General features: G+C 68.2%; 6 protein-coding genes. 1 reads left to right on the forward strand and 5 read right to left on the reverse strand.

Features of this window, described 5'->3' with window-relative positions:
- Positions 1-40: 40 nt before the first annotated feature.
- The gene (locus QHF89_RS28545; RefSeq protein WP_136968273.1) at positions 41-3,259 is read right to left on the reverse strand and encodes a tubulin-like doman-containing protein; all 3,219 of its coding nucleotides are present in this window, start codon (positions 3,257-3,259) and stop codon (positions 41-43) included.
- 204 nt (positions 3,260-3,463) lie between these two features.
- Between QHF89_RS28545 and QHF89_RS28550 the strand changes: the two genes are divergently transcribed.
- Entirely contained in the window at positions 3,464-4,948 is a 1,485-nt protein-coding gene (locus tag QHF89_RS28550; protein ID WP_136968272.1) for an arylsulfatase, read from the forward strand.
- Positions 4,949-4,975: 27 nt separating this feature from the next.
- Here the strand turns inward: QHF89_RS28550 and QHF89_RS28555 are convergent, their stop codons facing one another.
- The 4 genes from QHF89_RS28555 to QHF89_RS28570 all read right to left on the reverse strand — a co-directional run bounded on the left by QHF89_RS28555 (position 4,976) and on the right by QHF89_RS28570 (position 13,055).
- Positions 4,976-5,365, reverse strand: coding sequence for a hypothetical protein (locus QHF89_RS28555; protein ID WP_284721042.1), 390 nt, complete (start codon positions 5,363-5,365; stop codon positions 4,976-4,978).
- Positions 5,366-5,405: 40 nt separating this feature from the next.
- Positions 5,406-7,523 carry a vWA domain-containing protein gene (locus tag QHF89_RS28560; protein WP_136968270.1) on the reverse strand — a complete coding sequence of 706 codons (2,118 nt, stop codon included), beginning with the start codon at positions 7,521-7,523 and terminating at the stop codon, positions 5,406-5,408.
- Positions 7,524-7,542: 19 nt separating this feature from the next.
- Positions 7,543-9,678 carry an SLC26A/SulP transporter family protein gene (locus QHF89_RS28565; RefSeq protein WP_284721043.1) on the reverse strand — a complete coding sequence of 712 codons (2,136 nt, stop codon included), beginning with the start codon at positions 9,676-9,678 and terminating at the stop codon, positions 7,543-7,545.
- A gap of 227 nt (positions 9,679-9,905) precedes the next feature.
- Positions 9,906-13,055, reverse strand: a complete 3,150-nt coding sequence (locus QHF89_RS28570; RefSeq protein WP_136968268.1) for a tetratricopeptide repeat protein — start codon at positions 13,053-13,055, stop codon at positions 9,906-9,908.
- Positions 13,056-13,224: the final 169 nt, after the last annotated feature.

Genomic DNA, 13,224 nt, shown 5'->3' on the forward strand with positions numbered 1-13,224 from the left:
TCGTTCGATCGTCGATTCCGCGCACGCGCCCCCCGGGGCCTCAGAGCCCTTTTTCCCGGCGGAACCCCGCGAGGCATTCGAGCTCGCGGGCGAGGTGGTCGAGCTCGGGTTTGCCGCCCGCGCCGTCGGCGAGCTTGACCAGGCGCTCGATGTCGGCGACGTGGGCCGCGACGAGAGAGACGAGCGCGGCGAGGTTGCGGTCTTCCTCGATCCGGAGGAGCGCTGCGGCATACGCGCGACGCACCCAGGTCTTTTGCGCGTCGATACGGCCGCTGTAACTCGTAAAGGCCTGGTCGCGGAATTTGCCGAGCTTGCGGCGCTCCTCCGGGAGGTCCGGGTCCTCGATCAGGTAGACACCCTCGGTGCGGCGGATGATGCCAAACGCAATGGCGAGCGTGAAATCCCGGATGTCGTCCGTGCGGACCTGCTCCTCGCCGGCCTTTTTTTGGACATGCGAGAGCCGCTCGGTCCAGGCGAGCTTGGAGTCGTTTTCACGCACGCCGTCGATCGAGATGCGGAAGAGGCGCGTCTCCGCGTCCGGCGCGCCCTCCCAGTTGCGATCGATGTGCAGCGGGATCTGCGGGACGCCCTTGGGCAACCCCGGCACCTTCGCGCCCTCGGCGAGCTCCTTGTCCTTCACGGCGCGGTACCGGCGCTCATAATCGGACAAACTCTTCACGGCGTGCAGCGGGCAGCCGAGCCGCGCGAGGTAGAAGATGATTTCGTACGGGTGGTCCGAAGCGACGATCTGGCCCCGATCGACGCGGTGCGTGGCGAGGTGCGCGAGCATGGGCCCGAGCGTGCGCTCGTAATCGCCGTGCATGACGACGTACGCCTTGTCGGGCAGGAGCGGCGCGCCCGCGCCGAGCGTCAGGAAAGGCGCGCATTTCGCAGCCGCGAATTCGAGCTTGTCCTTGACGTATTTCTGAATTTCATCCTCGGGCGTGCGGCGCGCTTCCTCGATCCACTGCGGATCGGACGCGGGCGGGAGCGGGCCGCCGCGGCGCTCGAGCCTGCGCGTGGCCGAGGCGAGCTGGGCCTCGAAACGAAGCTCTTCGTCGATCCGCAAGCCGCGCTCTTCGAGGCCGCCCGCGATGCGGGCGCGCAGCGCGGCCGAGGCGAGCTGGACGAGGTCGTCGATGATACGGCGCTCGATGTCCTGCTCGGCGCCGCCCTGGCTCGCGACCGTCGCGAGGCGCGAGAGCGCGCCGGAGAGCTGGAGATCACTCGGGCGCACGAGGCGCGCATAAAGGTGATCCCACAAGCGACGGCCGGTGCGGTGATCCTGGAGGACCTCGACATCGAGGACATAGCGATTCGCATCACCGCCCTCGTGCCGCCGGCCGCCCGCGGCGACGATACGAGCCGCGCGCTCTTCGAGGCGGCGCTGGATGCGATCGACCCGCGCGAAGAAATGGAAGCTCGACAAACGGCGGCGATCGAGCTCGCGCAGGACAGCCGAGAAGTATTCGATCAAGGCATTCGCGCGGATGCGGGCGCGCAGGCCGTCGAGCACGTCGCGATACCAGCCGGCGAAGGAGGCGGCGACCTCGAAGTAATCGTTTTCCCGGCCCGGGAGTTTTTCGAGCAGCGTCTCGGGCGCGGCCGCGGCGAGCTCGTCGACGCGGCGCTTGAAGTCCTCGCCGAGGCGGCCGTCCGTGAGGACGAGGCCACGCTCGTAGGCCTTGCGCGCCGTCTCCTGCTCGGCCGCGACGGCCTGCCGGAGCAAGGCGTGGAAGTAACGCGCCTCGGTCGGGCCCTTGTCCTTCGCGAGCTCGGTGAGCGAGAGCTCGCCGGACTCGGCCGCGACGCGCAACGCCGCCTCGCGCGCACGCTCGCGCGCGGCGTCCTCGCTTTTGCCGACCTGGACCTTGAGCGCGGCGAAGGCCTGCGCGGTCTCGGAGCGGACGCGCTCGGGGTCGCGCTCGAACGCCGAGAGCTCGGTCTCGTCCCAGCCGCGCAGCTTGATGGCCTCGTCGATGCGCTTGGCGACGTCCTCGCGCGTGCGGCGGAGGAACGCGCCGATCGTGCCCTCGCCGCCGCTGCCACCGCCACGCGCCCACTCGACGGCGCGGCGATACGGCTCGGACTCTTCGCCCTTGCCTTCGGCCTTGCTCTCGAGGCCGCGGACGAAGGCCTGATCGGCCGCGTCGAGATCGGCGCCGTCACCGAGGGCCGCGCTGCCCCCGGGCACGGCCGCGAGCAAGAGCTCCGCGCCGAGCTTCAAGGCCGCGTGTTCGAGGACGTCCTCCACGGGCAGGACGAGCGCGCCGATGCCGAAGGAGCCAAACGACTTCGTGAAGGCCTGCTCGTCGAGCTGCATGAGCTCGCGCGTGTCGTTGTCGAGCGTCGAGCCCTCGCGATCGAGGATGGAGGTGAAGATCTGCGCGTGCGCGGCGTCGGAGATCGCAGGGTAAACCTCCTGCGAGTCGGCGAGGACGACGCCGCTCTCGGTCTTCTCTTCGACGAGATAGACCTGATCGAACGGCGGCCGGTCGACGAGGACACGCTCGGGGTTGTCCGGGTCGTAGTGGAAACGGGCGGGCGCAGCGGGGCTGGCGCTCTGGAGCAGCTCGAGCTCCTGCAGGGCCGCATAACCGTTCGACATGATCTTGTCGAACTGGTTCGGCGGCAGGCCCTTGCCGCGGAAGACGTTCGGCAGGACGAACGTGCCGATGATGCGATGCCCACGCTGGCCTCCGAGGAGGCGCCGGACCGTGAGCGCCATCGTGGCGAAGCCGCCGGAGCCGGTGCCGCCGGCGAGGGAGGCATAAATGTGGATCTTGGCGGCCTTGTTGGCGCGGAAGGGGTTGTGGACGTCGTAGGCGCGCCGGATCGCCTTCTCCAGGGTCTCGAGGATCTTGGCGCGATCGTTTTCGAGGTGGTGGTAGAGCGAGAGGCGGCTCTCGATGCGAATCTGGCCGGCGCCCTTGCCGCGCTGCGCGCGGGGCTGGTACCACGCGGGCCACCACTGCTCGAAGAGGGGATCGGGCTTGGCGTGGAGCTTTCCACGCTTGAGCTCGACGTACTCGGGCTTGTCGAAGTCCGAGAGGACGAACTTGTGGGCCGCGTCGATCCAGACGAGCCGCGCGAGATCGTCGGCGTCGGTGTCGAACGCGAAGAAGTGAACGAGGTCCTTGTATCGCTCGAACGAGTCTTCCTGCTTCACCTTGCGGGCGAGCTCGTCGACGATGGCGCCTCCCGCGCCCCCGAGGCCAATGAAAAACGCGGGGGCGATCTTCTTTTCGCTGAGCGGCATGCGATTTCCCCTCCCCGAGAACGGGGGGCGCAGAGCGTACCAGAGACGTGGCGGCCGAGGAAAGAGCGATGTTCCAGAACAACTCCCTGCACTTCCACGACGACCCACGGAAGCGGCCCTCGTCAGGGCGCAGGGGGCTGCTTGCTAACCTCCCCGACCACCTCGCACTAGGTTCCGCGCACACCACCAAGGGGGGGACCAGCCATGCGAAAGTACAAGAAAACCGCGCAGGGCAAGAAGCCCAACATCCTCATCATCTGGGGCGATGACATCGGTCAGTTCAATCTCAGCGCCTACAACAGGGGCTTGATGGGCTACAGGACGCCCCATATCGACCGGCTCGCCAAGGAAGGTGCGCTGTTCACGGACTGGTATGGTCAGCAGAGCTGCACCGCCGGCCGCGCGGCGTTCATCACCGGGCAGTCGCCCATCCGCACGGGCCTCACCAAGATCGGAATGCCGGGCGGACGCGAGGGATTGAAGAAGGAAGATCCGACGATCGCCGACTGCCTCAAGGCGCGCGGCTACATGACCGGCCAGTTCGGGAAGAACCATCTCGGTGATCGCGATGAGATGCTGCCGACGAACCACGGGTTCGACGAGTTCTTTGGCAACCTCTACCACCTGAACGCGGAGGAAGAGCCGGAGCACCCCGACTATCCGAAGGATCCGCGGTTCAGGAAGAGGTTCGGCCCGCGCGGCGTCATTCACAGCTTCGCCGATGGCCGCATCGAGGACACCGGCCCGCTGACGAAGAAACGCATGGAGACGATCGACGAAGAGATCACCGAAAAGGCGCTCGACTTCATGGCGCGCGCCAAGAAGGCAAAAAAACCCTTCTTCCTCTGGTGGAACTCCACGCGTATGCACGTCTTCACGCACCTGAAGAAGTCAGCGCAGGGCAAGACCGGCTATGGCATTTACGCCGATGGGCTCGTCGAGCATGACGGCCAGGTCGGCCAATTGCTGGACAGGCTCGAGGAGCTGGGCCTCGCGGAAGACACGATCGTGATGTATTCCACCGACAATGGCGCGGAAGCCTTCACCTGGCCCGACGGCGGCACGACGATGTTCCGCGGCGAAAAAAATACGAGCTGGGAAGGTGGCTACCGTGTGCCCTGCCTGATTCGATGGCCCGGCGTCGTCGAGCCTGGCACGGTCATCAACGACATCGCCGCGCATGAAGACATGCTGCCGACGCTGCTGGCAGCGGCGGGAGAGCCCGGCATCAAGGAACAATTGTTGAAGGGCAAGAAGCTCGGCGGCATGACGTACAAGGTCCACCTCGACGGCTACAACCTCCTGCCCGCGCTCCAGGGTCAGGGGCCATGGCCGCGACGGGAGTTCCTGTACTGGACCGACGACGGCAGCATCGCGGCGCTGCGGTATGACGATTGGAAGGTCATTTTTCTGCGGCAAGACGCCCACGGGCTGCATGTCTGGATCGAGCCATTCACGGAGCTTCGCGCGCCGCTGCTGACGAATCTGCGCATGGACCCGTTCGAGCGTGCCGAGTACGAGTCCATGAGTTACGGGCGCTGGTACATGGAGCACATGTTCGTGGTCCTGCCCGCGGTGGCGTACGTGGCGCAGTGGCTCGAGAGCTTCCGCGAATTCCCGCCGCGCCAGAAGCCTGGCAGCTTCAATCTCAACCGCGTGATGGAAGCGGTGATGAACCTCCGGCAGTGATGCCGCACGGGCGGACAGCGTGTCGTGTCAGGGCGCGGCAGTGGTGAAGGTGGACGTGGCGAGCGGGTAGTCCTTCTGACTCGCGCCGCCGTCGATCACGCAGAACCAGCCCACCCTCAGCGTATACTGCGTCGCCGGTACGAACTGGTAGAGTTCATAGTCGCCGTTCTCGTCGGTGCCACCGCCGTCCGTCGCGACGGGCTGGCCGGCCTGCGTGGTCATCGAGAGATACCGATCGGGAATGCCGCCCGCCCACTGAATCCGGACGCGGACGTCGGTGGGGACGTCGGTCGCGCCGTCCTGCGGAGCGACGATCGTCGCGGTGTACGCGCGGCCTTCACAGTCGGCGAACGCGTCTTCCTCGATGTCCGACCCGCAAGCGGCGGTGGCGAGAGCGAAGGGAATCGTAAAAGCCAAGGCAAAGTGGTGGGTCCTCATAGGTCCTCCCGACCCTCTTTTACCGCGGATTCCACCAGAAGACGAGCCCCGTTCCTTCGATCGCATATTTCACGCCGGGAGAGACGCGGAACCAGCCTTTCACGAGCCGGGGCTCGCGGGGCTCGCCCGCGCTGAAATCGTCGTCGCGCGGGAGCTCCGTCGCGCGTTTGCCCGCCGCAGGACGTGCGAGGACGGCGCCGCCGGGGCCGGCGCGGAGCTCGACGACGCCGCCGCGCGGCACGGGGCCCATCGGGCCGATGGTGACGCGCGCCGAGCGATAAAGGCCCGCGCGCGCCTTGGTCCCGAGCGGAAATTTCGCCTGACGCGGGAGATCGGGGTCGCGGCGATCTTCGTAATGGAGGATCGCCGTGCGCCGGAATCGCGCCGGGAGCATGAGGCCGACCATCAGGAAGAGGGTGACGAGGGCCGCGAGGCCAATTTGAATGGTACGGCCATACCGCTCCCAGAACGTGAGCGGGACGATCGTGACGGGGATGCGGACGGTGACGGCGCGATCCTCGAAGCCCTGCGGCTTCTTGGGGACGATGCGGAGCGTGATCTCGCGCGGGCCGGGCGGCATCTCGCGGCCGACGTCGAGGGTGACGTCGAATTGTTTCTTCGTGGTAGGGCCCATCTCGAGGTCGCGAGGCGAGAGCGACATGCCCGAGCGGTTGCCCTGGTTCTCGAGGTCGGCCTCGATGTCGGCGAAGATGAGCTCGCCGACATCGCTGCCTTCGAGGGAGATCTTGGCGCTGGCGCGGCTGTCTTGTTTGACCGGGCCAAACGGCGAGGCGACGGCGGCTTTCAGGTGAATCGGAGGAATGACGCGGACGGCGGCGCTGCGCGTCTCGCGCGTGAGGACGCCGGATTCCCCCGGGCTCATGCGGCCGAGAAGGCACAACGCGCCCTTTTTCGAGGGCGTGATCGTGGCCTCGAACGAGCCATCCGGGAGCGCGCGGAGGGGCACGGGGGCCGCCGCGGCGAGGGCCACGTCGTCACAGGCGTTCACGCCTTCCACGGCCGCGAGGGAAAACGCGTGGCGGTCGAGGAAGGTCTTCGAGGGGGCTTTGCCGCCCGGGGTGGCGAGGCGGAGCTTCAGGGTGGCGCTCTTGCCGATTTCGAGGACCTCGGGCAAACCCGGGAATGCGAGGTGCAAATCGAGGTTTTGCAGGACCGCATACCGGCCGCCGGTGCCGCCGCCGGCGACGTCGAGGCGATACGCGCCGGGCTCGGGGGCGTCGAGGCGAAGGAGGCGGTACGCAGGGTTGTCCGAGAAATACACGCCGGGGCGGTCGCCCGTGGTGGAGACCTCCGCGCCCTTCGGGTCGAAGAGGCGCATGCCGAGCTTCGGGGGGCCGACGAGGACGAGGTCGAGCGAGCTCGCGCCTTCGTCAACGGGGACCGAGATCGAAGGCGCGGACGCGCCCTCGGAGAGGCGGCTGCCAAAAAGGCGGGCGTAGATGTCGGCGAAGAGGCGCGGGAGCTCGTCGGGGCGGTCCGTCGCAACGCCAATGCCGCCCGTGCGGCGGCCGAGGTCGTCGAGGAAGGCGCGGGGGGCGCTCTTCGACAAACCGACGGCATAGATGCGGGTTTTCCCGAGGGAGGGGACGAGGTCGTCGAGGACCTTGGCCTGACAAACTTGTTCGACCCGGGCCTTGCCGCCGGACGCGCGCGCGGCGTCTGCCAGCGGACCACGCGGGTCGGGATCACAGCGGCCATCCGTGAGGAAGACGATGAGGTCCTGGTCGCCCGGGGCGCGCGGCTTGGCCTCGAGGAGGCGGCGCGCGCCTTCGAGGCCGGCGGTGAAATCGGTCCAGTTGCCGTCGTTGCCGACGGCGCGGACGGCGCGCTTGATCTCGGCGCGATCGTCGGGAGTCCGCACGACGACGAGGGAGGCCATGGCATCCCGCGCGGCGCCGTCGAAGCCAACGACGGCGAGCTCGTCGCCGCTCCGCGTGAGGTCGACGAAGAGCTCGGCCGCGACCTTGCGAAGCTCCTTGGGATCGGTGCCGCGCATCGACGAGGAGGCGTCGATGACGAGGACCGTGCGGAGCGCGCCGTCGGCCGACGCGAGGCGCGGCGCGAGGAGCGCCCCGGCCATCGTCGCCGTGCAGAGGAGCCTCGGGAGGGTCTTCATGGCGCCCGGGGCTCCATCCTCAATTGAAGAGGGTCTTCGATGCGCCCGTCGCGAGGACCATCCGCTCGGCGAGCAGGCAAGCGACGAACTGATGGAACGAGGCCGCGAGGTGCGGCGCTTCGCGCGTCATGCGCTCGAGCGCGCCGAGCGAGAGGCGATAGAGGACCGTGGGCCGGAGGGTGACGACCGTGGCCGAGCGGCGCGTACCGAGGTAGAGGCCCGACTCGCCGACGACGGTGCCCGGGCCCATCGTGCGCAGGCGCTTGGTCTTGCCGCCGTCGAGCTCGAGCCAGGCCGTGAGCTCGCCGGACTCGATGAGGTAAAGGTCCTTCGAGACGTCGCCCTGGCGGTAGATCTGGTAGCCCGCGGGCGCCTCGACGCGTTCGAGGTATTCGAGGAAGCCAGAGACGAACTCGCGGGTGCGGAAGACACTTTCGAGCTCGTCGACGAGCTTCGTCGGCGGGAGCATGCTCGGCGGCGCAGCGCGCAAGACCTCGTTCTCGCACCACTCGAGGCCATGATCGAGGTCGGGGAAGAAACGGACGCGCCTCGATCCGTCGGCAAACCCGCCCCGTTCGAGCTGGTTGCGGACGGCGCTCGGGAGGTCGGTGAGGACGAGCGTGACGCCGTTCGACACGGCGAGCTTGCGCAGGCGGACGAAGGAGAGGACGGCGGAGGAGTCGATGCCGTCGACGTGACGGAAGTCGAGCAGGACGTACCGCGTGGGAGCGGGATCTTCGCTGAGCATGCGGTGGTGCACGCGCTTGAGCAGCGTGTACGAGGTGCCGAAGAAGATGTAGCCCTGGAGCTGGAGGATGTAGAGCTCCCTGCCGCGCTCCTCCAGCGTGAGCTCGTCCCCGGCGCTGCGCTCGACGTTGCTGCGGACGTCGGAGCCGACCGCCGCGCGCTTGATGACGTCGATGCGGCTGTAGTTGACCGCGAAGAGGACGGAGGAGACGACGATGCCGACGCCGATCCCCGGGAGGAAGCCGATCCAGGCGATGACGACGAGGATGATGACGACGAGGCCGTACTCGACGCGCGGGAGGCGGAACCAGGAGTCGTAGAGGGTTTCGAGGAGGAAACCCGCGCCGAGGAAGACGAGCAAGCCGCCGAGGACGGGCTTCGGGAAGTACGAGAAGACCGAGGCGCCGAAGAAGAGGGCCGCGGCGCAGATGCACGCGGAGAGGATGCCCGCGATGCGGCTCTCGGCGCCGGCCTTGTGGTTCAAGGTCGACTCGCTGAGCGAGAGGTAGCCGACCATGCCGAAGCCAAGGCCCGCCGCGAGGTTCGCGATGCCCGTCGCGCGGAGCTCCCGATCGAGGTCGATCTCGCGCTCGGTCGCGATCTCCAGGCCCGAGGCGTTGAGCAGGATCGAGATCGTCGCGAGCATGGTGATCGCGAAGAGGTTGCCCGCGTTCGCGCCGATCTCGGCCCAGTCGATGCGTAGCGCCTCGGATGGCGCCATCGGCGGCCAGAGGGCGCCGCTCGGGAAGGGGCCGAGGAGCATGCCGCGATCGAGGGCCTCGGCGACGGTGCCGCCCGCCGCGTACAAGACGCCGTAAAACATGGCGACGGCGAAGACGAGCAGGCCCGGCAAGAGCAGGAAGTGGTGGTAGCGCCGGAGCAGGATCGTCAAGAAGAGCCCGAGCGTGAGGCCCGGGACCCAGTTGACGATCGCATCTGCGCGGAGCAGCAGCGGCAAGGACGCGAGGGAGAACTCGGTGCCCACCATGACCGAGATGGATCCCGTGAAGAGGAGCCATCCGGTGCCCGCGAGAAACCCGCCGACGACGGGGTACGGGATGAAGCGAACGAGGGTGCCGAGGCGAAGGCCGCCGAGGACGAGGAAGAGGCCCCCCGTGACGAGCGCGGAGAGCGAACAGACCGCGACGATCGTGGGGAAAGGATCGCCGCCCTTGGCCGTGATGTGACTGCCGATCCCCGAGGCGACGAGGGCGAGGACGACGGCCGTGTTCTCCTGCGGCGCGGCGATGACAGCGCGGTAGGAGCTGCCGAGGGCGACGATCGCGCCGATGATGGCCGAGCCCGCGAGGGCCATGCCGATGCCCGCCGGCAGGTACTTCGTGAGGTTGCCGGAGAAAATGAGCGCCGCGAGCGTGATGCTGAACGTGGCGACGAGGGTGCCCGACATGGCGCCCGCGAAGAGGCCGGACAGGACGCGCGATCCACGGAGCCCACCCCTGAGAGAGGGCGCGGGCGTCGAAGGCATCGGCGGACTCTGCTGCCCTTCCATCGTCGTCGTCGGGAGAAGCTCGGGGGGCCGCCATCTTCTGCGAACAGGGGCACCCCTGGCAAGAGCAGCGCACATGGTCGCCCCCGAGCCCACAGCCGCCGCCCCGGGACAGCGTTCGTTTGAACTCAGCCGAGCTCGCGGGCGATGGCCTGGGCCTGCTCCTGGAGCGCGACGGCCTCGTTCACGTGGCCCTGCTGGTGGTGCAGGCTGGCGAGGTCTCCCAGGATCTTGCCCTCGTCGCGGCGATTTCCGACCTTGCGCGCGATGTCGAGGGCCTGCTCGAAGAAGGTGCGCGCGAGCTCGAACCGGCCTTGCTCCTTGTGCAAGACCGCGAGGCTCTTCAGCGCGAGCCCCTCGTTCCACAAGCTCTGCGCCTCGCGCGCCGTCGTGAGCGCCTGCTCGTAGAAGGCGCGCGCGCTCTCGATGCGCCCCGTCGCCCAGTTGACGCGGCCGAGGCCGAGCAGGCCGAGCGCCTCGGAGGCGCGATCGCCGAGCTTCTGCGCCTCGTCGAGGACACGCACGTGCTCCTGCATGGCCTCCTCGTGCCGGCCCTGGAGCTCGAGGACGTCGCGACCGAACTCGTAACGCACGACGACGCTCTCCAGCGTAGGCTCGGTCGTGAGCTTGAAGTAGGCGCGGTAAAGGCGCTTGGCCTCGCCGTGGGCGTATCGCTCGGCGGCCTTGCGCGCGCCGGCGAGGAAGTACCAGCGGGCGCGCTTCGGTTGTCCGGCGCGTTGCCAGTGGCGCCCGAGCGCGGTGAGCTGCCCCGTGAGGTCGTCCTCGTGTGCGACCTCGATGGCCTCGGCCGCGCGGCGGTGCAGCTCCTGCAAGCGCGCGCGGGACTGCATCTCGTAGGCCGCGTTCCGCAAGAGCACGTTGCTGAAGCGGTAGCGGCCCTTCGACGGGGGGTTTGGGGGCGTAGCTCCGCTCGCCTGCGCGTAGCCCCCATGCGTAAGAATCGGCGACCAGATGCACTGCTCCTCGCCGACACGGACGAGCTCGGGCAGGTGCGGATCGTCGTCCATCATGCGCGAGAGGATGCGCAGATCGAACTCGCGGCCGAGCGTGGCGGCGGCCTGGACGACACGCTTGACCTTGGGTTCGAGGCGATCGAGCCGCGCGATGAGCAGGCTGTTGACGTCGTTCGGGAGGAGGAAAATGCTCGGCGTCGAGACGCCCGTGTCCTCCTTCTCTTTCTTCTTGCCCGCGAGCTGATTCGCTTCGAGCCAGTACGTCATGATCTCCTGCGCGAAGAACGGATTGCCGTTCGCGTTTTCGCTCAGGAACATCGCGAGCACCTCGGAGACGGGGCCGCCCATGAGGCCCTCGGCGAGCTCGCGCAGCTTGTCGCGCGAGAGCGGGCCGAGCGTGACGGCGTGCTGCGGGACGTTCTCGTCGAGCTCGATGCGGAAGGGGCTGCCGTCGTCGTTGTTGCGGCAGGTGCAGAGGATCGCGACGGGGCAATCCTTGACGGCCTGCGCGACGTGGCTGACCGCTTCGAGCGAGTCGCCGTCGGCCCAGTGCGCGTCTTCGAGGTGGAAGATCACGGGCTGGAGGAGGCTCTCGGCGCGGAGCCAGAGCGAGAGCGCGGCGAGCGTGCCGGCGAAGCGGAGCTTGGGATCCATGCGCTCGTAGACCGAGCCGTCCCAGCGGATGCCGATCATCGCGGCGAAGACGCTGCGGGCCTTTTCGAGCTCGCGCTTGAGCAGGGCCTCGGTGTCCGGGAGGCGGTCGATCAAGCGATCGAGGGCGTCGTCGAAGTTGACGTGTTTCTCCTCGCGGCCCGTCGCCAACGTCTGGACGAAGTACTCCTTCAGCGCGTACTCGAAGGGGTTCAAACTCGACCGGAGCGTCTGATCACAACGCGCGTCGATCCAGAGGATCGGGCGCTCTTTCTTGTTGTCCTCGAGCTTGCGGCGGTACGTGTCGACGAGGAAGCTCTTGCCGAGGCCTGGCTCGCCGTCGACGTAGACGATGCCCGCGTTCTGGCCGGCGAAGATCGGGCCGAGGTGCGTCGTGAGGACCCCGAGCTCCTGCTCGCGCCCGACGAGGCCGCGGGCGAGGAACTCGCGCTGCACGGCGACGCGCTTGCGATCGAGGGTGTAGACGCTGATCGGCTGCTCGAAGCCCTTGAAGAGGTGATCCCCCGCAGGCTTGAAGTGGTGCGTGCCCTGGGCGCGCCCGGAGACCTCGCCGTCGCACCAGAGCTCCTTCCACGGCGCGTTCATCATGAGGCGCGCCGCGAGGTTCGTCGCGGGGCCGAGGCACGCGAACTCCTGCCGCTCGGTGCCGCCATTGAAGCCCGCGTACCGGAGGCCGTGGGTGATGCCGGCGCGGATCTGCATCCCCTTCGGCGCGTTCTTGCGGAGGCCGAGCGCGAAGTCGAGCGCGCGCTCGGTGTCGTTCTCGTGCGTGATCGGCGCGCCGAAGTGGATCAAACAGTTGATGCCCTTGTCGCCCGAGTCGACGCCCGTGAACGTGCCTCCGTAGCGGCTCGCCTCGACGTCGACGAGCTTGATCAGATCCTCGAAGCTCGGGATCTGATCAAACGAGACGAAGACGCTCGTGACATGGCGGAACTCGCCCTGCGGCGGCATGTCGCGGATGCCCGGCGGGACGAAGTGCGCGCCTTCGCCGTGCGGGCGGACGCGCGGCACGGGCGGCAGCGGCATGTCGGACGTGTCCGCGAGCTTGAGCACGCCCTCGGCGACCGGCGTGACGGCGCGGCCCGCGATGCGCTGCTGGAAGGCGAGATCCATGAGGATGTCGCCCTTCTCGGCGTGGTGCTCGATCAACGCGCACTTGTCGATCGCAGGGCCGCGGAAGTAGCAGTACGCGCGCTCGGGTGAGGTGCGGACGATGCCCCACTCGACGGCGCCCCACGAGAGGCCGACCTTGTACGAGAAGGGGAACGTGCCGAAGCGCGTCGCGCGGACGGCGCGGTTCAAGAAGAACTGGCGCATCTTGAGCGCCGCGGCGAGCGCGTGCTCGGCGACGTTGCGCCCCGTCGAGTGCGGGAAGACGGCCGTGAACGCGTCGCCCGCGAAGCCGACGATGATCCCGCCGAGCTCGTGCACCGCGCCGATGAGCGGGTCGAAGTAGAAGCGCAGCGTGCCGGCGAGGATCTCGGCGCCCTCGCGGCCGTGCGGGAAGAGCTTCTCCGTCAGGTTCGTGAAGCCCGGGATGTCGATGAAGAGCGCCGCCGCCGCGAAGTTGCCTTCGGTCCTCCCCCTCGTGTCCTGGTACAGGATGAAGTCGGGGACGAGCGGGTTCATGTCCGTGGATTCCGGCGCTCCGAAAGCGGCAAGCTTGCGCCGCCGCGGCGCTCCGGCGACCCCCACGACGCACCGAGCAAAGATGCCCGATGCGGGCGTGGGCGCCACGCGACGCCAGAACGCAGAGTGCAAGGGACGCGAGCAAAAATCAACGGAAGCTTGTCGACAA

The organism is Polyangium sorediatum, assembly GCF_029946465.1.
Classification (GTDB): Bacteria; Myxococcota_A; Polyangia; order Polyangiales; family Polyangiaceae; genus Polyangium; species Polyangium fumosum.